Origin of the sequence: Dickeya ananatis, from assembly GCF_019464615.1 — a bacterium.
GTDB lineage: Bacteria > Pseudomonadota > Gammaproteobacteria > Enterobacterales > Enterobacteriaceae > Dickeya > Dickeya oryzae.
The window spans coordinates 4162300-4184023 of record NZ_CP040816.1; the positions used below are offsets into that span (position 1 = coordinate 4162300).

The window sequence follows — 21724 nt, forward strand, 5'->3', positions numbered from 1 at the left end:
TCCATCCTCCGCATTAAATACCGATGAGCTTCCAGTAAGGAATTCCAATCAGGAAAAAGACCAGAACATTGACCAGTACCATAATGGTTCCCAGCAACCAGAATGTTTTTTGTGGTACGTAACCGCTTGAGAATGTGAAGACACCAGCACCGTTGCCATAATGCGTCAGCAACGCACCATACCCCGCCGAGAAAGCAAGAGAAAGCGCAACATACATGGGATGTGCTTGCGTGGTCATCCCCAGAGTAAACAGTACCGGATAGAAGGAAACGACGAAGGCGCTATTCGATACAAAGAAATACCGCACTGCGAGGCTAATAAATACCAGCACGCCAAGGGCGCTAATTTCACTCAGTTGGGACAGATCAAGGTAACTTTTAATCACGCCGACCAGGTAGACATAAAAGCCGCCTTTTGACAGTGCAACCGCACAGCCATAAAACGCACCATACCAGACGAAGGTTTGCCAGGCGGACTTTTCGCTGACTACATCATCCCAGCTCAGTACACGGAACAACAGTAAACACGCCAGGAATGCCAACCCCACGGGAATAAAATCAATACCCGTGATGGAACCGGTCATCCAGCCCACAATGCCCAGCAAGAAGAAAACAATCAGCAATTTTTCTTCCCGCTTCACCGGGCCGAGTTCCCGAAGCCCCTGCTCAGCAATCTCATTAACGTTATCGATAGTTTTTAATTCTGGTGCATAAAGCTTATAGAGAATCCAGGGAGCAAGCAGCAGCACCAGTCCGGCGGGTACAATGGCCGCTTTGAACCACAGCATCCACTCAAGATTCACTTTCATTATTTCGTTTGCGAGAGAAACGGTAATTGAGTTCGTCGCCATCCCGGTCAGGAACAGAATGGATGTCCCCATGGAAACCACATACATCAGGATCGTGAGGTAAGCGCCTATTTTGCGACTGCCCTCTTCTGGTCTTGAGCCGAGTGCTTCTGCGATATTCCGGAAAATGGGGTAGGTAATCCCCCCTGAACGGGACATATTCGACCCGGTGGCTGGTGCAAGTAATGTATCCGTCACCATCATCAGGTAGCCGAGAGTCAGGGTATTTTTGCCATAACGCTTAAGCAGCATATAAGCAATACGTTTGCCCAAACCGGTAATCACAAACGCCTTACAAATAATAAAGGCGCCGATAATAAACCACACCATTGGACTACCGAAACCGGCAAACAGCGGACCGGGTTCGACAAATAGCGAGGCTATCCCCAGAATAATCAGCATGACGACGGAATCGGTGAACGGGCGCAGTACTAACCCGCACAACATCGCCAGATAAATACCAACTATTTCCCAAGTTTGGGCCGAGATACCGACCGGATGTGGGATTAGCCAAAATAAAACGGGGAAAAATATAATGGGTAAGAGTTTCAAATAAAGCATTTTATATTACCTTTGCTTTAGGGCCACGTATATTTTTGATATACGTGGCTGGTAATTATTTAATCAGATCAGCGGTAAACATCGTCGATAAATTCAACGCCTTTTTCGTCTAATGATTTTTTCACCCATGCGCGATTTGCTGTGCCGCTCTTAGCGGCCTCGACTTTGCTGGCATCAAATTTTGCATATTCCTTTGCTTTTTCCAGTAATGCGGCGGCGTCACCCAAAGGGACGACAATAACGCCATCTGCATCACCAACAATCAGGTCGCCAGGACAGACTGCAACGCCGCCGACCGCAATCGGCGTATTGACTTCACCGGGGCCTTCTTTAAAGGGGCCTGCCGGGTTGGAGCCAGTGGCATAGAGCGGAAAGTCCATTGCTGAAAGGGAATCGATATCCCGGATTGGGCCATCCAGCACAATACCGGCGATTTTTTTGGTGTAATGGGCATAAGCCACCATAATTTCGCCCATTAAAGCACGCGAACGGTCGCCTTCATTTGACACCACAATCACATCATTTTCGGTCGCCATATCCAGCGCGGCGTGCAACATTAAATTATCGCCAGCGCGTGCTTTTACCGTAATGGCATAACCCGCCATAATCGGCTTTTTAGGAGAGGATATGCGCTTAATGCCATTCCCCAGTACCGCAATTCGGTTCATCGTATCCGCGATATTTGCAGCCGGAAGTTGTTCATACTGTTTCAGTAATTCAACATCAAACGCCGGACGTTGAGTAAAAACACGATTACCAATAGACATGACGTTCTCCTTAAAAACCCGGCACCGGCCAGGATGGTTTTTTACCTGACAGCACTTCATCAATGCCGATGGCGGAATGCAGCGACGCGCGATCCGTCGCTTCTTTGGTTGCTGCACCAATATGTGGGCCGATGACAATATTGCTTAATTGGAAAATAGGGTCGTTCGGGTCGAAGGGTTCTTTCTTCAATACATCAACACCCGCGCCAGCAATCACCTTGCTGCTTAATGCGTGATACAACGCCTTTTCATCCACGAGTTTGCCCCGTGCCGTATTGATGAAATACGCTGTCGGCTTCATCATTGAGAATTGTTTTTCACCAATAAAGTCGATGGTTTCTGCGGTTGTCGGACAGTGCAGAGAAACAAAATCGCTTTCTTTAAAAATACGGTCGAAATCGTCAGTCAGTTCAACGCCTTCAGGGACTTGATCTTGGTTTTTATACGGATCATAGGCAATGACTTTCATATTAAAGCCATGTAATGCTTTAATTGCTACGCGTGATCCAATATTGCCAACGCCAATTAAACCCAGCGTTTTTCCATCCAGTTCTATTTTCGGCGTACGAAGCTTTGCCCAGTAATAATCTTCAAGCATTTTTTCTTCAACCAGCTTGAAATTACGCGAGCAGTGCAGCATATAAAATATCGCCAGTTCCGCCACAGACATACTATTCGCAAGTGGGGCATTTAATACCACAACACCATGGCGTTTCGCAGATTCTAAATCCACGGTGTCATAACCCGCACCATGACGTACCACCACTTTTAATTTCTTCGCCGCCTCAAATACGCGATCAGACATCTTGGATAAACGAACAATAATGCCGTCACAATCCGGGATATCACGAATAATATCGTCTTCTTCCATACCTGAACCGGTGATTAACTCATAACCACGACTCTCCAGATATTCTCTGCCTTCCTGCATGATTTCTTGAGGAAGTAAAATCTTATAGGCCATTTAACGCTCTCCAGTATTAATTACTCCCCTATAAATGCACGTCGTATGCCAAAAATATCTCTGACTGCGTTTTCACACACAATGCATTGATATTTAATGTCATTTGAAAAATGTTATTTTCTTGTTGTTGATTATCTGGGTGATATAAATCACGTTTCTCATTACACGGAAAACGCATCGTATTTAAATGTGAAAACCGAGGATTTCATTTTGAAATAACGAATTTAACCGCCGTCACAAAGTGTGGTCGGTACATTGAGGCCACAACGATGGCCGATTTTTTCTGGTCCTACCGGGAAGACAAAATATTCAATCTGTATTTTCAGAAAGCAGGGGAAAGGCTGGTAATAGGCTGGGTATTCATGCCGGTTTGATACCCGTGATATGTCACGCGTCACGTGTCAGGTGCACGGTACCGGGTGTGTTCTGTCGTGGTATTTCTGCCATAGTATTGCGGGGAAATCGTGTTCTTCGCTTTGATGACCGCCTGTCTTAGCATCAGCGACATCAATGAGGTAAAACCCAGCGTATTCCACCAACAACAAAGCCGCCCGAAGGCGGCCATTGCGTTGCGTGATACTGGTGTTAGCGAATATCGGTGTTGCTTATATCGATAGAATTAGTTGTATAGTTCGGCCACACCGCGCAGTTGGCTATCGCTGCCAGTAGCGGAGATAATGCGGAACGATTTGGCACCGGCAGCGCTCGCTTTTTCAGCCAGGTTAGCCTGCAGGCCGTCCAGGGTATTAGCGCTGGCACTGACGGTACCGACTGACTGGCTGGCAGAGTACTGTACTTCTGTTGCGGCGAAGGTGCCGAAAGAAACGGTAGCCAGAGTGATAACTGCAACAATATTTTTGATAGCGTTCATGGTCAATATCCTTCACGTTGAATTCAGTTAACTTTCTTTTTGAAAGCATCTTCGCTTTCGATGGAAGTGATAATAGACCTGTTATCCCGGCGTTAAAATCGGGTTTATTTGCAGATACCATTCAAATTTTATGAATTAAAAAATCACCTTCACAGCCGGCCATCTGCGCGGAAAGCAGGCAGATGGCCGGCTTAGCGGTTATTGCAGTTCAACCCACAGTGGGTGGTGATCGGAACCCTGATTCTCCGTATCGACCCAGCAACGGCGAACCGTCAGCCCCAGTGAAGGCGTCAGCAGGCAATGATCGATCCGGCCGCCGACATTCGGGTGGGTAGAACCGCTACTCTCCAACTGGCCTGCCGCAACCCAGGCATCCATCAGCCCGCGATGACGGACCAACCGACCGTGATGCGGTGACACCGGTCCTACCAAATGGCGGTATTCGTCGCTGTCCGGCAGGCAGTTCAAATCGCCCATCAGGATCATCTCCTGTGGCATCACCGGCATGCGGCCTTCGGTCCAGCCAGCAGTCGGGTCAGGATGGCCGCCGCACCAGGCACCGCCTTCATCCGGGGCGCGGGCAAAAATCCCCAACATCGCGTCTACCTGTGGTAGGCGCGTCTCGGTACACAGGTGACTGAGATGGGTGTTATAAACGCGGATCGCCCCGCCATCGGCGTCGACAACCGTTTCCAGCACACCTTGCTGAATCGAGTGCTGGGTGAGCGTACCGAATTTCGGCAACGGAAAGTTGCGGCTGGAAAGGATCGGCCTGCGCGACAACGTCAGGATACCAAACTGGCGACGGCGATTGAGGACCCGGCCGTCCGCGACCACAGTACTCGCATCCATATCCAGATTGGCGCCATACACCCAGTGATACTCGCCCAGCAACGCGGCCAGTTCCGCCGGTTGGTCCGTCATACCGGAGCGTTGCCAGAAGCGTTCCACTTCCTGCATACAGATGATATCCGCACCGCGCACTTCATCGGCAATGCGAGCCAGATCGTAACGGCCATCGCGGCCAAGACCGTATTGAATGTTGTAGCTGACAATGAGCATGAGGCAACCTGTTGGTAAGAGAGGGAGATTAACCTGCCGTCCGGCAGGCGGGAAATTCATCGGCGGGCAGCACCACGCCGACATCAGCAAGACGATTGCCGTCGGCACCAAACAGCAGCAGCGTGTCTGCCGACAGCGATACCCCGACGCACATCCCCGCGTCATACTGCGCTATTGAACCGGCTATCAACGCCTGCAAGGGGCCAAGCGACGTGTGCAGGCGGTAGAGGATTTCCCGCCCCATCGGTTCAACGTGTTCGATACGCCCCATCAACAGCCCGGGAGCCGCAGGCTTCAGCGTGACGTCTTCCGGTCGGATACCGAGCGTCAATGCCCCCTGATACGCCGATGACAGTTCCCAACCGACCTCACCCACCGTCAACTGATGTCCACTGGCGTACCCTGGCAGCAGACAAATCGGCGGCGAGCCGATAAAGCTGGCGACAAAGGTATTAGCGGGCTGGCGATAGAGCTGTTGCGGGGTACCGATTTGCTCCACCCGCCCCTGATTCATACAGATAATGCGGCTGGCGAGCGTCATCGCCTCCAGTTGGTCATGGGTGACCATCAGTGTGGTGGCGCGCGAACGGGCATGAATCGCTTTCAATTCGGTACGCATTGTCATACGCAAGGTGGCATCAAGGTTGGATAGCGGTTCATCCAGTAATAGCAGCGACGGCCGTTTTACCAGCGCCCGTGCCAGCGCCACCCGCTGTTGCTGACCACCGGACAGTGCCGACGGTTTGCGATCCAGCAGTTCCGATACCTGCACCAGCGCGGCCGCTTCCCGCACCCGCTGGTCACGCCCGGCACGTTCGTCGGGTTTAAAACGCAGCGGGAACGCGATGTTGTCGTATACATTCAGATGTGGGTAGAGCGCGTAAGACTGGAACACCACGCCAACGTTGCGATCACGCGCATCGACGCCATTTACCCGCTGACCGTCGAACAGAATCTGTCCTTGTGTCGGCGCATACAGCCCGGCCAGCAAAAATAAGGTGGTGGATTTACCACACCCCGACGGCCCGAGGATCGCCACAAACTCGCCATCAGCCAGCGTCAGATTAACCGGGTGTAACACCGGCGTATCTCCCCAGGCTTTGGTTACACCATCAAGCACAATCTCTGCCATCATTCAGCCTTTAATTCCGCCGACGCTCATCTGCGTCAGGTATTGTTGGGTTAACAGGTACAACGCCAGTACCGGCAGGATATAGACGACGCCAACGGCGGCAATCAGCCCGGAATCTGCGCCCATACTGTCTTGCGATGCCCAGAACAGGTACAGGCTCATGGTCATCCTGCTACTGTCAATCAGCAGGGTGCGCACAAAAATGTACTCCTCCCAGCCGCGCAAAAAGGCAAAGGTGGCGATAGCGATGATGCCGCCGGTCACCTGTGGCAACACCACCAGCCGGAATGCCTGAAAACGACTGGCACCGTCGGTAATGGCGCTCATTTCGATATCCCACGACACGCCGTCGAAAAAATTCTTCATCACGAAAATGGCGAACGGCAGCTCAAGGGCGCACATCACCAGCATCACCCCCCACAGGCTGTTGAGCAGCCCCATCCAGTAGAGCTGAATAAAAATCGCCACCGTCAGCGCCATCACCGGAAAAGCGTGCAGCAATAACAAGGCTTTCAGCACCCCTTCGCGCCGTCGAAAGCCAAGCCGGGATAAGGCATAGGCGGCAGGTACCGCCAGTAAGGTCACCAACACCGTATGGCCGGTCGCAAACAGCAGCGAGTTGCCCAACGCCGTCCAGACAGACGGCAACGTACCACTCTGTACGCCGGTGGCCTGCACATCCGGGTTCCATAAAAAACGGTAATTGTGGAACGTCAGTTCGGGGGCGACCCACAAGCCGCACACCAGTAATGCCGCCAGTCCAACCAGCCAGCGCAAACGGCGGGCATGCTGTTCGGTACGTGCCCGCCAGGCAATCGCTAGCAGCAAGGCGTAGGCCAGCGCGGCAATCGTCAGTAATCGCCACAGCACCTGATACTCACTACCACCATCCCGATGGGTAAACGAGATAGCCAACAACCACAGATACGGCGTCACAATCGGTATCGATACCAGCGTCAGAAACAGCACCACGCTCGCCAGAAATCCCACCCGATTCCAGCGCGAACGCGCCGCCTGACGCGCCCAGTCAACCGCGTTCATCGTCGTCATCGCATCACCTCAATACGTGGCGGAGAAAACTGCGCACGCATGTTCATCATCCGCCACTGCAACAGCGTCAGCAGCCCGCCGAAGACCATCAACCCCAGCGCCAGCATAGCGCCATAGCCATAAGCGCCGGACTCGAACGCCCGCCGGTAGATATAAAGTGCATAGGTAGTGGTGTCGTACACCGGGCCGCCGCCGGTAATCAGCAGGATGTACTCGTAGGTCACCATCAGCGACAGCGCCTGATACAGCGCAATAAAGCACACCGGGCTTTTTAACGCAGGCAGCACCACATGACGAATCACCGACCACTCGCCAGCACCATCAACACGTGCGGCATGCCACAGGTGAGCCGGAATAGCGCGAATAGTGGAGGCGAGGATCACCATGGCAAAAGACGCGCCCACCAGACCGTTAGCCACCACAATCAACACCATCGGATGGTCATTACGCAGGTTGAGTGGCGGCAACCCGAACACCCCCACCACCACCTGATTGATCAGGCTGTGGGGCGACGGGTCTGCCGCCCAGATCCACAACAGCGCGTACAACACCGAGGGGGAAATACGCGGCAAAAACCAGATACCGCGAAACAATGCCCCCAGCGCAGGCGGCACCGCCGTGGTGGCAATCGCCAGCACAATCCCCAGCCCCAGGTTGAACAACAGCAGCGTACTGACCACATACACCAGCGTAGTCAGCAAGATAGCGGGCAGGCGCTTGTCCGACACCAGCAACCGCATCAGGTTGTCGGTACCAAAGGCGCTTATCTGCACATTGCTGCCCATATCGCTAAACGCAATCACCACATTGAGCAGCATCGGCGCGACAAAAAACACCGCCAGCACCGAGATAGCCGGGGCTAGCCAGCGCGCCGGATGTACCCCAGCCGTGCGGTTCGACAACGTCACAGACATACACCACCTCGTTCATCAACGCGGATAACACACGCGCCCACGACGCCTGCCATCAATGCAGGCTATCGACGATTTCCACATCCTTGCCCAACTGGGTTTCCAGTTCGTCGGCAATAAAGTCCACCGCCTGCGCTGGCGTCATCCGTTTGGTTTCCACCGCCTGCAACCCTTTAAACAGCACGCGGTTGTAGTCGCCAAACCGGGCGTGATTCGGCACGAAGGTAATGTTTTTCATCATTTTGCCGGCTTCACTCAGCGCCCAGTTATCGGTGTACTGCGGCATGGCGGTCTGAGCGTGGCTAATGGCGGTGTGATAGGAGCTGATGTCATGGCGATTGTTGTAGTAGGGCAGGCTGGCGATAGCCACCAACTGCGCCGCCAGATCCTTATACTGGCTCTTGTTGCTGACCACGTAAGCGATAGGGTGCGACAGGTTGGCGGGTTTACCGCCTTTCACCAACGCCGGAGCCGCAATCCAGCCAATCTTGTGGGTGTATCCCGCTTTATCGGCAGGCCACGCCGGGCCAAAGCTATCGTTCACTTGCCAGGCCATCGCCCAAATCCCTTGATGGAACAGGAAGGCTTTTTCCTGCTTGAACGCCGTCTGGATAGCGTCCCAGCTCATGGCGGTGTTATCGGTCGGCGTGACACCCGCTGCGACATTGCGGGCATACCAGCTGAGGGCTGCCTGCGTTTCTTTTTTCGCAAATAGCAGTTTGCCGGTCTTCTCATCCATAAATCTGGCACCGCACGCGGCAAACACCATCAGGTAGTCGATACCGACATTCGGGCGATGCAACATGCCGATTGGCGCTACCTGACGGTCGACCACCTCTTTGGCCAGCGCCGTCAGGTCATCCAGCGTGAATTCACCGCTGTCGACACGGGCGGGCAGGCTATCGATAAACGTCTCGTCTTTGCCAATCTTGCGCAGCATATCCTTGTTATAGAAAAACATGCGGATTTCCGCATCCTGCGGTATGCCGTACACCTTGCCCTGATACTTCATCGCCTCCCACAATACCGGCAGAATATCGGCGTACACCCACGGGTTGGCTTTGATTTGCGCCTCCATCGGCATGGCGTAACCATTGCGGGCGAACTCGCCAATCCACTCGTGCGGCAACAGCACAATATCCGGCCCCTGATTCACACCGAAGGCTTTCAGCGTATCCAGCGCCAGATCGTCCCAGCCTTGTACCGCGCTGGCATGGGTATCGATAACAATTTTGCGATCCACACCCGCATCGGCGAATTGCTGGTTGAGCACCGCCGCCGCCTCTTCGATATTGACGGTGCGCATCGGCGCGTTTCTGTCATTCAGGGTCCAGAGCTTGAGTTTGATAACATCCGCTACCGCCGTGTGGGCCATTAGCCCGCTCACCAGTAACGCTGTCAGGGATAACGAGACAAGTTTACGCACGGGTACCATCCTGTTATTGGGGTTGACGAATTAATTAAGTAGCTTAATTATATTGCAGACGTATGAAGGAAACCGGACAGAACCGGGACAACGGATACCCATGGAAAAGCGAGAACTCACCACCACCCACCGCAAACTGCTGGGGTTGCTGCGCCGCTCTGGCAGCCTGTCACGCAGCGCCCTGGCCGCCGCCAGCGGCCTGACGACCGCCGCTGTCAGTATGATGACCAGAGACATGCTCAACCTTGGCCTGCTGGAAGAGAGCGACCGGGCGCAGGGGCGGCGTGGCCCGCCACAAATCAACCTGCGACCAGCGGCTCAGGCGGGCTATGTGCTGGGGGTGTACGCGGAATACGACCTGATTTGCCTGATTCTGATGGATTACGCCGGGCAAGCCGTGGCACACACCACCCTGCTTGGTGATTTTCGGCGGGTGACGTCAGTCGCGGATACGCTGGCCAATGCGATTAACACCCAGCTTGATGCCATGCCACAGGCACGCGAACGGCTGCTGGCTGTCAGCCTGGCACTACCCGCCCGGTTTGACGGCGGAGCCATGCCTGTGTGGATAGCCCCCGGTCTGGCAGCATGGCGCGGGGTCGATATCGCCCGGCAATTGAGTGAACGGCTGGGCTGCCCGGTGTTGGTGGAAAACGACGCCAACTGTGCTGCCATCGGCGAACTGCATTTTGGTTCCGCCGCCCCGGATGACAGTTTTTTTTACCTGTATATCGGTAAAGGGATTGGCGGCGCTTTGATCTTCAATGGCGAACTCCACCGCGGCCGACAGGGTAACGCCGGTGAGATAGGCGCACTGCGTACGCGCGCGCAATCACGCCCGTCGTTTGACGATCTGCATGATTACCTGCAAGCGGCAGGCGAGTCGTTGCCCGCCACGACGACCGATGCCAACTGGCAGACGCTGGCAGACTCGCCTGCCGGAGTGCGCTGGGTCCAACGTGCGGCGGGCGAACTGTATCAGCTACTCTATGCCGTCACCGCGTTGCTCGACCCACCCAGCCTTTATCTGGGCGGGACTTTGCCCACCCCGTTCATGGTGGGTTTGCAAGCCGCCGTCATGGCGCAGACACCTGCGCCGGACGATGACGCACCGCTCATGCTGCCGCCGGTGCGCCTCTCCATGTTACCGACACAACATAGCGCCGCATTCGGTGCTGCTGCGCTGGCATTGAGCCAGTACTGAAAACAACAAAGCCGCCCGAGGGCGGCCATTGTTGCGCGTGATAACGATAAACCGGTTATCAGTTATAGAGTTCAGCCACACCGCGCATCTGGTTGTTATTGCCAGTAGCCGTGATGATACGGAACGATTTGGCACCGGCAGCATCGGCTTTTTGAGACAGTCGAGTCTGCAGGCCATCCAGCGTATTGGCGGTGGCGCTGACTGTAGCGATGGACTGGCTGGCAGCGTGCTGTACTTCTGTCGCGGCGAAGGTGCCGAAAGAAACGGTAGCCAGTGCGATAACTGCAACAATATTTTTGATAGCGTTCATGGTCTATATCCTTCACGTTGAATTCGGTTAACTTTCTTGTTGAAAGCGTCTTCGCTTTCGATAGAAGTGATAATAGACCTGTTATCGTAGCGTTAAAATCGGGTTTATTTGCGCATATCAATCAATTTTATTGAATCAAATTCAGCATTATCTGATCGCTATTTCTTCCGCCAGACTTACTGCGGCGGGCATACCCACCGCATGTCGATGCACGGACTATGCTTGCCGTTATCCGCTATCGGATGTGATGGCACACAGCCGCCGCTCATCGTCTCCGACGTGTTTGCCGTCCCATTGGCCGGGTGCGCCAGTAGAGACTCCATCACAATTCGACGAATCTCCGCCCGCTGGGCCTCGGTGAATGCGTGGCTGTCATCAGCCGGATAAGGTGCGATAGCCAGCCCGTATAATGGCAGCAGCATGAGTAGTGTGCCTGCCACCAGTCTGTTGACGTTCATGGTGACGTCCTCTGCGTTAGGAGACACGCTATGGCAGGCTCACTCCCCCTGAAATGAACCTGCCGCACAGCGCATCTGAGCTGTATCAAAGCCCATGATTTCGCCCCCGATACGACGTTCAGCCCGCCTTTGGTTGACGCCGCCCCGCCCGGGGACACGTCATCAGATTACGAGCCAGACGGTAAATTTGTCGTAAAAGCCGTTTGTGCGGGTATAAAAATTCTGTATAGAGAGCCAGAAAATCTATCTATATGATTATAAAAGAAATAATAAAAACAGCCTCTCAGTCGCCATGCCGACGGGTAAAACCCTGTCAATGCAGGCATGATAAATAACAGGGTAGGAAAAACGATGCAGACAGGAGACCACGATGACAGGTGATGCCTTGCACGGTAAAACGTTGCAGCAATGGTTCCATGACTTTCCACTACTGGCCCCCCTGGTGAGTCGCCAGCCGGTATGTTGGTTCAACCCGGCAGCAGCATCCGTACATGAGGCGTTGGGTGATGTGCCACTCACCCACGCCGACGTGACCGATGCCAGTCAGCGGTTACAGCGGTTCGCGCCCTTCCTGCAACACGCCTTTTCGGCACTGCAAGCCAGTGGCGGCATCATCGAGTCCGAGCTGGTGGCGGTGCCGACATTCGCGGCGGCGGTCGCCCGACAGGCTGGTTTGGATACGCCGCCGTCGGTATTGCTGAAGCTGGACAGTCATTTGCCGGTCGCAGGGTCTGTTAAAGCCCGCGGCGGTATTTACGAGGTTCTGTTCCATGCGGAACAACTGGCGTTGGGCCACGGTTTGTTGCGCGAAGACGATGACTATCGTCGCTTACTGGACGACGACTGCCAACAGTATTTCCGCCGCCATAAAGTCGCTGTCGGTTCCACCGGCAATCTGGGCATGTCTATCGGCATCACCAGCGCCCGTCTGGGTTTTGATACCACAGTACATATGTCCGCCGACGCCCGGCAGTGGAAAAAAGACCGGCTACGCGCACACGGTGTGCGGGTGGTGGAATACGATGGCGATTACGGCCAGGCGGTGGCGCAAGGCCGCCGGGAAGCCCAGTCCGACCCGCTGTGTCACTTTATCGACGATGAAAACTCCACCTCGCTGTTTCTTGGCTATGCCGTAGCTGGCGAGCGGCTAAAAGCACAGTTTGCCGCACAAGGCCAGGTAGTGGACATCGATCATCCGCTCTTCGTTTACCTGCCGTGCGGCGTCGGCGGTGCACCCGGCGGTATCAGCTTTGGGTTGAAGCTGGCGTTTGGCGATCACGTACACTGTATTTTTGCCGAGCCCACCGAATCGCCCTGCATGCTAATGGGCGTTTACACTGGTTTGCACGATAAGCTGGCGGTGCAGGATTTCGGCATCAGTAACCATACCGCCGCCGACGGACTGGCGGTCGGTCGTCCTTCCGGTTTTGTCGGCAAAGCCATGCAACGACTCATCGATGGTTACTACACGCTGACGGATGACGAGATGCTGGCATTGCTGCATACCATGCACGACACGCAACAGATTCTGCTGGAGCCATCGGCACTGGCAGGCGCGCCAGGCTTTCTGCGTCTGTTGCAGGAAAATCAGGGCTACCGCCAGCGTACCCCGCTCACACCACAGCGTTGTCAGCAAGGCACGCATGTTATCTGGGCCACTGGCGGCGGCATGGTGCCGGAAGACGAAATGGCACACTACCTGCGGGCCGGCGCCGCCTGCCGACAGTCGATCATGCCGTAAGCAAGCACAAAGGACACTCCGTTCATGCCTCTTATTGATTTTACACCGGCGGATTACCCACGGCTGATTCACTGGATAGACAGCGCCGAGCTGAATCTACTGTGGGGCGGCCCCAGCTACTCATTTCCGCTTACCGCTACACAGATTGCCGATCATCTGGCGCATCCCCAGTTTGCGCCATACCTGTTCGAACATCAGGGCGATATTGTAGGGTTCGTCGAGCTCAATCAGGTGGAACCGGGCCACAGCCGCCTGTGCCGGGTATTTATCGACCCGGCCTGCCGCGGCCGTGGGCTGGCACAAGAAATGCTGCGGGCGGCTATCCACCGGGCAGCACAGCATTATCAGGCCCACACGGTGTCGCTCTCTGTGTTTAGCCATAATCACAGTGCGCTGCGCTGTTATCAGTCGCTCGGCTTTCATGCCACGGCCACGACCCCGTATGGCAGCCAGGGACTGGCATTGACCACGATGTGCCTGACGCTGTGATGCCACGTTTTTCGACACATATCGGCGTTTTCTTTTTTTCTTTCATTACCGTGACCTACCCGAAAGTGGCAGCGATATTTTTCCTGCAATAATTTTGTTTACAGATTGAAAGAAAATCCTTGTTTATTAGATAGAAAAATAGGTTTCCCACTGCCGCCGTCATGTCACTCTGGTGGCGACTAAAAGACATGTACCTGAGGACTCATTATGGTATTCACACGCAAGATCATCGCCGGGCTGCTGCTCTCGGCACTTCCCTGGCTGGGGGCGCAGGCAGAGACCACGTCGTCAGGCTGGACGCTGGAAAAAGTGGTGGAGGTCAGTCGCCACGGTGTCCGTCCACCGACGCAAGGCAATGTTAAAACCATTCAGGAAGGCACTGATCGCCAGTGGCCAAGCTGGCTGACCCATTACGGCGAACTGACCGGCCACGGCTACGCGGCAGCGGTGTTAAAAGGGCACTACGAGGGGCAGTACCTGCGCCAGCATGGGTTACTGAGTCAGGCTTGTCCGGCTCCCGGCGATGTGTTCGTCTGGGCCAGTCCGCTACAACGCACGCGAGAAACCGCGATGGCGCTGATGGATGGCGTGTTCCCCGGTTGCGGTGTGGCGGTTCAAGGCCCTGAGGATGAAGACAACGACCCGCTGTTTCATGCCGAGGCGGCAGGCGTGAAGCTCGATCAGCAACAGGTGAAAGCCGACCTGCAAAACGCGATGCAGGACAAAAGCGCCGCACAAATTCAGGCGCAATGGCAACCGGCTATCGATCGTCTGAAACAGGCAGTCTGTCTGCCGGATAAACCCTGCCCGGCGTTCAGCACGCCCTGGGAAGTGAAAGAGAGTAAAAAAGGGAGGATTTCTCTGCACGGCCCAGAGGTGCTGGCCAACATCGCGGAGACTATCCGGCTGTCCTACAGCAACAATAATCCGCTCAGTGAGGTGGCCTTCGGTCATGCTAAAACCGCCGCAGAGGTGGCAGCGCTGATGCCGCTTCTGACCGCCAATTATGATTTCACCAACGATCTGCCCTACGTGGCACGCCGAGGTGCGTCGGTACTGATGAACCAGATAGCGCTGGCGCTCAACACCGAGCATCAGGCTGATGCCCCACCGGATGCCAAATGGCTGCTGTACGTGGCGCATGATACCAACATCGCCAAACTGCGTACTATGCTGGGCTTTACCTGGCAGATGGGCGACTATCCGCGCGGCAATATCCCGCCCGCAGGTAGCCTTATCTTCGAACGCTGGCGCAATCAGCAGTCTGGTCAGCGTGTTGTGCGTATCTATTTCCAGGCACAATCGCTGGATCAGATTCGTGGGCTGACTGCGCTGGATGACAGCCACCCGCCGTTACGCAGCGAGTTCTCGATGCCTGACTGTCAGAAAACCGATATCGGCACCTTGTGCCCGTATGACGCGGTGATGAAGCGCCTTAACGACGCGGTGGACCGTACCGCGCTGCTGCCAGTGCGCTACACACCGTAATAGCCCGCCACACGTCGCGTTGCCGTACCGGTATCGAGTTGTCTGTCGTACCGGTAAATTGTCGTACTTGTATGGCCGTCACGGGCGGGTCCCGCCCGTGATTAACGCCGGCTGGCGGCTACCAGCGCCAACAACGCGACCCCGCCAGCAAACAACGTCACCGGTAACCATCCGCCTGCCTGCCAGGCCGCCATCGCCCCACTGGACCCCAACGCCCCGCCAAGAAACATACCGCCCATAAACAAGGTATTGATACGACCGCGCGCAGCAGGCTGAAGCCCATAAATCACATGTTGATGAGCAATCAACGCGCTCTGTACCCCAAGGTCCAGCAGCACCACGCCGACAATCAGACCCGCCACCGTTCCCCACAAACCGATAACGCCCCATGCCAGCAACGTCAGCAACGCCCCCAGCAGAATCACCGGCCAACTGCCGATACTGTCCGCCAGCCGCCCTGCCACAGGGGCGGCCGTAATACCCGCCACACCGATGACACCAAACAAACCTGCCGCCGCCGCACCCAGCGGATGGCTGCCGCTGGCAAGATACAACGCCAGAATGCTCCAGAACGCGCTAAACGATGCGAACAGCGCGCCCTGAATCCAGGTCGCACGGCGCAACATCGGTTCTGCACGCCACAACGTCAGCAGCGAACGCATCAATGCACGCCAGGACAATACGGATGATGACGGCAGCACGGGTAACATGCGCCCCATTAGCACCGCACCGGCCAACGCCAGCGGTACACTCAGCCAGAACATGGCGCGCCAGCCAGCGGCATCCGCCACTAACCCGGCCAGCGTCCGGCTGAGCAAAATACCGCTCAATAATCCGCTCATCACCGTACCGACCACAGCCCCACGCTGGCCTTCGCCCGCTATCGTCGCGGCAACCGGCACAATCTGCTGAGCAACCGTCGCACCCACACCAATCAATACCGACGCGGCCAGCAACACCGGTGCCGATGGTGCCAGCGCCGCCAGCACCGAGGCCAATGCCAGCAGTAAAAATTGCCAGACGATCAGCCGCCGACGCTCAAATTTATCCCCCAACGGTACCAGCATCAGCAATCCCAACGCGTAACCCAGTTGAGTGGCGGTGGGGATCATGGATGTCGCACTGCTGCCAGGAAAACTGGCGGTGATAAGGCCAAGCATCGGCTGGTTGTAATAAATATTGGCGACTGCCGCGCCGCCGGCGGCGGCCATCGCAAAAATCAGCGGTTTCCCCGTTCTTACGGTGTCATCGCTGTACGATAATGTGCTCATGGTTATCTCCGTGGTTGCCTGTCTGACGGTCATTTTCCCCTCAGGCCGCAGGCAACATCACGCGGTACGGCATGGGGGCAGGCTCAGAATAGGGAAAGCGACTTCACCGCAGAAGACAGCCATCTGCCATAATAGTTATTCCAGAATGGAATGACTGAAGGAAAACTCAGGCAGGCGTGGATAAATGGCGGGCCACAAACTCGGTAAATGCCTGAGCACGGGCTGAGGTTAACCGGCCGCCGGGGTAAACCGCCCACACATCCCTCACACCGATATGCCAGTCGGTCAGCGCGGTAACTACCGTACCGTTCGCCAGCTCTGGCGCAAACATCCACGCCGAAGCTACCGTCAGCCCATTGCCCGCCAGCACCGCTTCGCGCACACCTTCCGCCGCCGTGGTACGGATACGTCCGGATAGCGTCACCCTATGCTGCCGGTCACCCTTCTGGAAGCAAACACAACCCGGCTCTTCAGCTTGCAGGTAGATAACCGCATCATGGTGTTCCAATGCGTCGGGTGATGTTGGTGTACCGTGAGCAGCGAAATAGGCCGGTGTTGCCAGCAACCGCATCGGTGCCGACCCTATCTTTCGGGCGGTCAATCCGGAGTCTTTCAGGTCACCGACTCGCAACGCTACATCAATACCTTCAGCAATCAAATCCACCGGACGATCATCCAGAATGATGTCAGCCTTCAGGTTCGGATGCTGCGACAAAAACACATGCAGATGAGGCAGGACATGCAAGCGGGCAAAAGTCACCGGAGCCGACACCCGCAAATAGCCGCTCAGTTCACCGTTGCCACCACGCACGGCATCCTTCGCCTCCTGCAATTGCCGCAGTGCCGGAGCGACCTGGCGATAAAACTGCTGCCCGGCTTCCGTGGGCGTCAGGCCACGGGTGGAACGCAACAACAATTTGACAGCCAGTTGCTGCTCAAGCTGCATGATAGCTTTAGAGATGGCTGGCTGGCCGATACCCAGACGGCACGACGCCGCAGAAAAAGACCCGCACTCGTACACACAGACAAAGGTTTCCAGCGTTACCAGACGATCCATTTTCTCCTCCGGTGATTCACTACCCCAGCACTACTCCGCCACTTCCTGATTCGCTGTTCTGTCGGCGTAGCGCGTCGTGATAGTCGGCAAGGCATTAGCCGCCAGAAACAGTAATCCCAGTAACACCAGAATCGCGATAAGCCCATCACGGCCGTACCACTGCATCAGCGAACCGCTCACCAGCGGCCCACTGAAGCTGCCAACGCCCCACAGCACACCGAACAGCGCGTTGATCGCCACCAAATCGACGCCGCTGAACCACTTACCCGCCCGCACCAGCGACAAGGTATAAATGCTGCCCGCTACGGCACCCAGCGAAAAAACGTTCGCCCACACCCAGCCGGTACCGTAGCTAAACGGCAAACCCGCCAACATCAGCACGAACATCCCGCCACAGACCAGGTGTACCCGTACCGTACCCAGCTTGTCGGATATCCAGCCCAGTGGCACCTGCAATAAGGCATCGCCGATAAACAGCACGGTGACCAGCAGCACGGCCAGCGACTCCTCGTAACCGTGCGCCATGCCGTACAGTGGCAGCATTGACAGGACTGCGCCGTCAAAAAAAGCGAAGGCAAACACCGCCATCGCCAGTGCAGGCGCGGCCAGCAACAAAGAAAACAGGTTATGTTGCCGATGCGCACTCAGCGCCAGCCTGGAAAATGACGCACCGGGCACCATCAGCAGGCATACGCCATGCAGTGCCAGAATCAGCAACAACCCGGTCGGATCATCCAGCCCCGTCAGGGAGATCAACAACGGCCCCAACAGTTGCAGACCGGTAAACGCGGTGGCGTACAGCCCGACCAGTACCCCACGGCGATGCTCGGCGGTATGACCACTGACCCAAGATTCGCCAATGACGATAATCAGGCCGCAGCAAAACCCCATCATAAAACGGGGAACCGCCAGCAGCGCGACATTATCGAGATAAAACGACAACGTCAGGCTTATCCCCATACCCCACGTCGACAATGCCAGCAACCGGCCAACCGGCAGGCGCATCGCTACCGGTGCAGCTACCCACGAAGAGACAAACACACCTATCGCCGGTAGTGCGGACATCATGCCGGTCAGTGCAGAACCGTATCCCAGCGCTGTGAGTTTCAACGTCACCAGCGGGATGGAATACCCCTGAACCAGCCCCACCAACGAGGCGCTGGTCATCACCACCAGAATCGCCAGTTGATGCGCACGGCGCGATGTCGACATGCTTTTTCTCCGTTGTGTCATTTCTGTCATTGCGTATCGGCCGCTCAGTATAGCGGATGTCAGCCTTCTCTTTGGGATATCCGCATCGCCTGCAGATTTTGACGTCAAATCCGAGAGTAAAACGATTTTTTAATCGTCTTAAGTCTCTCTTAATGCTCCCCCGCTAGCATGACACCATCGCATCCTTAGCGGCCGCTTTACGACTGTCAACGCGCCATTCAGGAGTAAGACATGAGCTTTTACCAACAACTACAGTCCGCTACCTCTACCTCGCAGCAACTTATGATGTCCGCGCCGGTTATTCACGCCTGCCGTCAGGGGACCATTACCGGGGAGATGTACGTTGCTTTTCTAACGCAGATTTATCATCACGTCAGTTATACCGTGCCACTGTTGATGGCCGCGAGCGGGCGTGTCCCCCAACATCAGGAGTGGGCCCGTCAGGCACTGACGGCGTACCTCAACGCCGAATATGGCTACAAGGCGTCGCTTCGCCGTAAAATTCGTGCCTGCGGTGTTGAAATGGATACCTGGCGTCAGCGTGCGGTCGCTGAGTGGATCGAGTTGATGGCCGCTTACTTTTACGATCAGATCCAGCGCGGCAACCCCATGAGCATCTTCGGTCTGATGCACGTACTGGAAGGTCTCAATCTCAACATTACGACCAGCACCACCGGTCAATCGCCATCACGGGCTCCGACGAATCAGACGCCGTTTCCTTGCTTTGCCACACTGATGGATAACATTAACGACTCAGCCGATCAGGCCGCCATCATCCACGCCGCTCACGTGGTTTATCGGCTGTACGGCGATATGCTGCGCAGCCTCACGGAGCACTAAGCTATGAAACTCGACAATAAACGCATTCTATTAACTGGCGCCAGCAGCAACCTGGGTCAGGAACTGGCGCTGGCGCTGGCCGCCAAAGGTGCCAGGTTATATTTGGTGGGCCGTAACGAGCAGGCATTGCTGTCATTACAGCGCAGACTGCCTGATGCCGGTCATCACAATATTTTGCTGGCAGACCTTTGTAACGAACAGGATCTCGACGCGCTGGCGGAGTGTTTTCCGGAAAACGCCAGGCTGGATGTGTTGATTAACAACACCGACACCTCCACGTTTAGCTCGTTTAACGATCAAAGCCACGACACGATTCGCCAACAGCTCATGCTAAATACCGAGGCACCGATCCTGCTCACCCATGCGTTGCTCGGCTGTATCAACACGCCCGGCATTATCATGAATATTGGTTCCACGCTGGATGGTATCGGCTACCCTGGATACAGCGTCTATTGCGCCAGCAAATTCGCTTTACGCGGATTTAGTGAGGCACTGCACCGCGAACTGTCATCAAAAGGCGTTAAAGTATTGCACCTTGCTCCCAGGGCCGTCGATACCAAAGGCAATACATCCACCGCCAGCAGGCTAATTCAGGAACTGGGCTATCGCAGCGACCGTCCTGACTGGGTAGCGGATCGCGTGGTTAACGCGCTGGAGCGGGAAACGTTACGCCAATGGCTGGGGTGGCCTGAAAAAGTGTTTGTGGCGCTAAATGCACTGTTGCCCAACGTGGTGGATAAAGCCATCCGGCGCCAGTTAGCCGTTATCCAGCGTTATATAACATTGCCAAAAAAATAGGGAAATCGTACATGACTCTGCGTTCGATGGTGCTACTGTTCAGCGGATTACTGGCAACCGGCATGACCTATGCCGGCGATATGCCGATGGATATCCACCGGCAATGGTCAGTCTGCCAGTACAGAACACCAGCGAGCATGAAAGAAGCCTGTTTCGCCACACTCAGCCAGCAGGCGCAGGAGCTAGCGGAAAATTACCCCAACCGCGCGGATTACCTGATCTCATCAGCAATGGTGGAGAGTAGCAGGGCGGGAATCAAAGACGGTATGGAAGCGCTCAATCTGGCCGGGCAAGCCAAAAGCCTGCTGGAACAAGCCATTGTTATCGATCCACAGGCACTCAATGGCGCGGCTTACACCATCCTCGGGGTACTTTACTATCAGGTGCCGGGCTGGCCGCTAGGGTTTGGTGACGATAAAAAAGCGGAGCGATATCTCAAAACCGCCTTGAAAATGAACCCCACCAGCATTGACGCTAACTTCTTTTACGGCGACTTTCTGCTGAAAGCCGGACGCAAAAGCGAAGCCAGACAATACCTGTCCACCGCACTGACCGTCGCGCCGCGTCCGGGGCGTGAAATTGCCGACCAGGGGCGTCGCGCAGAGGCCGAAAAGGCGCTGGCGCAGTTGAGATAGCAACAACGCGCCCTTCAGGTTCTCCCTACACGGTGGTTTCGAGCCACTTTTGCCATTGCCGAACCGGCTGGCGTTCTCCCGTGTCGTTTTTTTCACCTTTTATTGATACATCCAGATTAAAACAGCTCACATTTTCACGAGGAAATGGGGGAGCTGGCCACCTTAATGTAAATAAAGGTGAAAGTCGGAAAAAATACATTGCCACCGATAATAAATAGAATAAAAACAAAAAATTAAAGAAAATAACAGACAGGACATCTGCGGTAAAAACGGCGTCCTTCACACAAAAGCAACAGAGAAATAGCGTCTACAATAAGATTCAGGATGGTGCAGTCTGAAAAGCGAAGGAACCGGCGAAAAAAACACCACTAGAAAACGATAAAAACAAAAAAACTCGCTATCGGTAAGATGCGAGTTTCATGTCAACGATAACCGGGTTTTATCGTTTTAAAAATGGTCGGTGAGAGAGGATTCGAACCTCCGACCCCTTCGTCCCGAACGAAGTGCGCTACCAGGCTGCGCCACTCACCGAATGCGGGGCGCATATTACTGCTCCCCTACTATAGCGTCAATCCTTTTTCATAGGCTTTTTTATAAAAGCCGACAGGTTGATGACAAAGTGTCCGACCC

21 protein-coding genes and 1 tRNA gene are annotated in these 21724 nt (G+C 55.2%); 7 read left to right on the forward strand and 15 right to left on the reverse strand.

The genetic code is table 11. The features are described from left to right. Window positions 1–13 precede the first annotated feature (13 nt). From FGI04_RS18545 to FGI04_RS18585, 9 genes are all read right to left on the reverse strand, one after another. Entirely contained in the window at window positions 14–1408 is a 1395-nt protein-coding gene (locus FGI04_RS18545) for a DASS family sodium-coupled anion symporter (RefSeq protein WP_342699711.1), read from the reverse strand. A 68-nt stretch (window positions 1409–1476) separates the two neighbouring features. Next, window positions 1477–2175: an RraA family protein gene (locus FGI04_RS18550; protein WP_342699712.1), complete on the reverse strand. Its 699-nt coding sequence runs from the start codon at window positions 2173–2175 to the stop codon at window positions 1477–1479. A 10-nt stretch (window positions 2176–2185) separates the two neighbouring features. Further along, on the reverse strand, window positions 2186–3139 hold the full coding sequence (locus tag FGI04_RS18555; RefSeq protein ID WP_023641085.1) for a hydroxyacid dehydrogenase: 954 nt from the start codon (window positions 3137–3139) through the stop codon (window positions 2186–2188). Window positions 3140–3758: 619 nt separating this feature from the next. Further along, a complete protein-coding gene (locus tag FGI04_RS18560; protein WP_210173951.1) occupies window positions 3759–4010 on the reverse strand; it encodes a YdgH/BhsA/McbA family protein in 252 nt (83 codons plus the stop codon). Window positions 4011–4208: 198 nt separating this feature from the next. Further along, a complete protein-coding gene (locus FGI04_RS18565; RefSeq protein ID WP_342699713.1) occupies window positions 4209–5072 on the reverse strand; it encodes an endonuclease/exonuclease/phosphatase family protein in 864 nt (287 codons plus the stop codon). A 28-nt stretch (window positions 5073–5100) separates the two neighbouring features. Beyond that, the gene (locus FGI04_RS18570) at window positions 5101–6204 is read right to left on the reverse strand and encodes an ABC transporter ATP-binding protein (protein ID WP_342699746.1); all 1104 of its coding nucleotides are present in this window, start codon (window positions 6202–6204) and stop codon (window positions 5101–5103) included. A 3-nt stretch (window positions 6205–6207) separates the two neighbouring features. Continuing rightward, window positions 6208–7254: a carbohydrate ABC transporter permease gene (locus FGI04_RS18575; RefSeq protein WP_023641089.1), complete on the reverse strand. Its 1047-nt coding sequence runs from the start codon at window positions 7252–7254 to the stop codon at window positions 6208–6210. Then, on the reverse strand, window positions 7251–8168 hold the full coding sequence (locus FGI04_RS18580; RefSeq protein ID WP_038906062.1) for a carbohydrate ABC transporter permease: 918 nt from the start codon (window positions 8166–8168) through the stop codon (window positions 7251–7253). Before FGI04_RS18580 ends, FGI04_RS18575 begins: the two co-directional genes overlap by 4 nt. 52 nt (window positions 8169–8220) lie before the next feature. Next, window positions 8221–9591, reverse strand: coding sequence for an ABC transporter substrate-binding protein (locus FGI04_RS18585; protein ID WP_342699714.1), 1371 nt, complete (start codon window positions 9589–9591; stop codon window positions 8221–8223). Between the two features lie 100 nt (window positions 9592–9691). On the opposite strand from FGI04_RS18585, the gene FGI04_RS18590 reads away from it, so the two are divergent. Beyond that, the gene (locus FGI04_RS18590) at window positions 9692–10795 is read left to right on the forward strand and encodes an ROK family transcriptional regulator (RefSeq protein WP_407337104.1); all 1104 of its coding nucleotides are present in this window, start codon (window positions 9692–9694) and stop codon (window positions 10793–10795) included. Between the two features lie 58 nt (window positions 10796–10853). On the opposite strand, the gene FGI04_RS18595 is transcribed toward FGI04_RS18590, so the two are convergent. After that, a complete protein-coding gene (locus tag FGI04_RS18595; RefSeq protein ID WP_168366763.1) occupies window positions 10854–11105 on the reverse strand; it encodes a YdgH/BhsA/McbA family protein in 252 nt (83 codons plus the stop codon). A gap of 176 nt (window positions 11106–11281) precedes the next feature. Next, entirely contained in the window at window positions 11282–11563 is a 282-nt protein-coding gene (locus FGI04_RS18600) for a hypothetical protein (RefSeq protein ID WP_407337105.1), read from the reverse strand. Between the two features lie 370 nt (window positions 11564–11933). On the opposite strand from FGI04_RS18600, the gene dsdA reads away from it, so the two are divergent. The 3 genes from dsdA (at window position 11934) to FGI04_RS18615 (ending at window position 15281) form a co-directional block, all read left to right on the forward strand. Next, window positions 11934–13304, forward strand: a complete 1371-nt coding sequence (dsdA, locus tag FGI04_RS18605) for a D-serine ammonia-lyase (protein WP_407337106.1) — start codon at window positions 11934–11936, stop codon at window positions 13302–13304. 24 nt (window positions 13305–13328) lie between these two features. Next, a complete protein-coding gene (locus FGI04_RS18610; protein ID WP_342699719.1) occupies window positions 13329–13793 on the forward strand; it encodes a GNAT family N-acetyltransferase in 465 nt (154 codons plus the stop codon). 207 nt (window positions 13794–14000) lie between these two features. After that, the gene (locus FGI04_RS18615; protein WP_407337107.1) at window positions 14001–15281 is read left to right on the forward strand and encodes a histidine-type phosphatase; all 1281 of its coding nucleotides are present in this window, start codon (window positions 14001–14003) and stop codon (window positions 15279–15281) included. Between the two features lie 101 nt (window positions 15282–15382). Here FGI04_RS18615 and FGI04_RS18620 read toward each other — a convergent pair whose 3' ends face one another. The 3 genes from FGI04_RS18620 to FGI04_RS18630 all read right to left on the reverse strand — a co-directional run bounded on the left by FGI04_RS18620 (window position 15383) and on the right by FGI04_RS18630 (window position 18821). Then, window positions 15383–16552: an MFS transporter gene (locus tag FGI04_RS18620; protein WP_342699721.1), complete on the reverse strand. Its 1170-nt coding sequence runs from the start codon at window positions 16550–16552 to the stop codon at window positions 15383–15385. Between the two features lie 166 nt (window positions 16553–16718). After that, window positions 16719–17609, reverse strand: a complete 891-nt coding sequence (locus FGI04_RS18625; RefSeq protein WP_342699722.1) for a LysR family transcriptional regulator — start codon at window positions 17607–17609, stop codon at window positions 16719–16721. A gap of 30 nt (window positions 17610–17639) precedes the next feature. Further along, window positions 17640–18821 carry an MFS transporter gene (locus FGI04_RS18630; protein WP_407337108.1) on the reverse strand — a complete coding sequence of 394 codons (1182 nt, stop codon included), beginning with the start codon at window positions 18819–18821 and terminating at the stop codon, window positions 17640–17642. 231 nt (window positions 18822–19052) lie between these two features. Between FGI04_RS18630 and FGI04_RS18635 the strand changes: the two genes are divergently transcribed. The 3 genes from FGI04_RS18635 to FGI04_RS18645 are packed head-to-tail and all read left to right on the forward strand — an operon-like array spanning window position 19053 to window position 21094. Then, window positions 19053–19661: an iron-containing redox enzyme family protein gene (locus tag FGI04_RS18635; protein ID WP_407322030.1), complete on the forward strand. Its 609-nt coding sequence runs from the start codon at window positions 19053–19055 to the stop codon at window positions 19659–19661. A gap of 3 nt (window positions 19662–19664) precedes the next feature. Beyond that, complete coding sequence (locus tag FGI04_RS18640) at window positions 19665–20459, forward strand: SDR family oxidoreductase (protein ID WP_407322031.1); 795 nt, start codon at window positions 19665–19667, stop codon at window positions 20457–20459. Between the two features lie 11 nt (window positions 20460–20470). After that, the gene (locus FGI04_RS18645; protein WP_342699725.1) at window positions 20471–21094 is read left to right on the forward strand and encodes a tetratricopeptide repeat protein; all 624 of its coding nucleotides are present in this window, start codon (window positions 20471–20473) and stop codon (window positions 21092–21094) included. Window positions 21095–21548: 454 nt separating this feature from the next. Here the strand turns inward: FGI04_RS18645 and FGI04_RS18650 are convergent. Further along, a tRNA-Pro gene (locus FGI04_RS18650) sits at window positions 21549–21625 on the reverse strand. Between the last annotated feature and the right edge of the window lie 99 nt (window positions 21626–21724).

Bases quoted from the DNA above. Each gene is read 5' to 3' on its own strand.
- FGI04_RS18545 (WP_342699711.1), bottom strand. From the start codon at position 1,408: ATGCTTTATTTGAAACTCTTACCCATTATATTTTTCCCCGTTTTATTT.
- FGI04_RS18550 (WP_342699712.1), bottom strand. From the start codon at position 2,175: ATGTCTATTGGTAATCGTGTTTTTACTCAACGTCCGGCGTTTGATGTT.
- FGI04_RS18555 (WP_023641085.1), bottom strand. From the start codon at position 3,139: ATGGCCTATAAGATTTTACTTCCTCAAGAAATCATGCAGGAAGGCAGA.
- FGI04_RS18560 (WP_210173951.1), bottom strand. From the start codon at position 4,010: ATGAACGCTATCAAAAATATTGTTGCAGTTATCACTCTGGCTACCGTT.
- FGI04_RS18565 (WP_342699713.1), bottom strand. From the start codon at position 5,072: ATGCTCATTGTCAGCTACAACATTCAATACGGTCTTGGCCGCGATGGC.
- FGI04_RS18570 (WP_342699746.1), bottom strand. From the start codon at position 6,204: ATGGCAGAGATTGTGCTTGATGGTGTAACCAAAGCCTGGGGAGATACG.
- FGI04_RS18575 (WP_023641089.1), bottom strand. From the start codon at position 7,254: ATGACGACGATGAACGCGGTTGACTGGGCGCGTCAGGCGGCGCGTTCG.
- FGI04_RS18580 (WP_038906062.1), bottom strand. From the start codon at position 8,168: ATGTCTGTGACGTTGTCGAACCGCACGGCTGGGGTACATCCGGCGCGC.
- FGI04_RS18590 (WP_407337104.1), top strand. From the start codon at position 9,692: ATGGAAAAGCGAGAACTCACCACCACCCACCGCAAACTGCTGGGGTTG.
- FGI04_RS18595 (WP_168366763.1), bottom strand. From the start codon at position 11,105: ATGAACGCTATCAAAAATATTGTTGCAGTTATCGCACTGGCTACCGTT.
- FGI04_RS18600 (WP_407337105.1), bottom strand. From the start codon at position 11,563: ATGAACGTCAACAGACTGGTGGCAGGCACACTACTCATGCTGCTGCCA.
- dsdA (WP_407337106.1), top strand. From the start codon at position 11,934: ATGACAGGTGATGCCTTGCACGGTAAAACGTTGCAGCAATGGTTCCAT.
- FGI04_RS18610 (WP_342699719.1), top strand. From the start codon at position 13,329: ATGCCTCTTATTGATTTTACACCGGCGGATTACCCACGGCTGATTCAC.
- FGI04_RS18615 (WP_407337107.1), top strand. From the start codon at position 14,001: ATGGTATTCACACGCAAGATCATCGCCGGGCTGCTGCTCTCGGCACTT.
- FGI04_RS18620 (WP_342699721.1), bottom strand. From the start codon at position 16,552: ATGAGCACATTATCGTACAGCGATGACACCGTAAGAACGGGGAAACCG.
- FGI04_RS18625 (WP_342699722.1), bottom strand. From the start codon at position 17,609: ATGGATCGTCTGGTAACGCTGGAAACCTTTGTCTGTGTGTACGAGTGC.
- FGI04_RS18630 (WP_407337108.1), bottom strand. From the start codon at position 18,821: ATGTCGACATCGCGCCGTGCGCATCAACTGGCGATTCTGGTGGTGATG.
- FGI04_RS18635 (WP_407322030.1), top strand. From the start codon at position 19,053: ATGAGCTTTTACCAACAACTACAGTCCGCTACCTCTACCTCGCAGCAA.
- FGI04_RS18640 (WP_407322031.1), top strand. From the start codon at position 19,665: ATGAAACTCGACAATAAACGCATTCTATTAACTGGCGCCAGCAGCAAC.
- FGI04_RS18645 (WP_342699725.1), top strand. From the start codon at position 20,471: ATGACTCTGCGTTCGATGGTGCTACTGTTCAGCGGATTACTGGCAACC.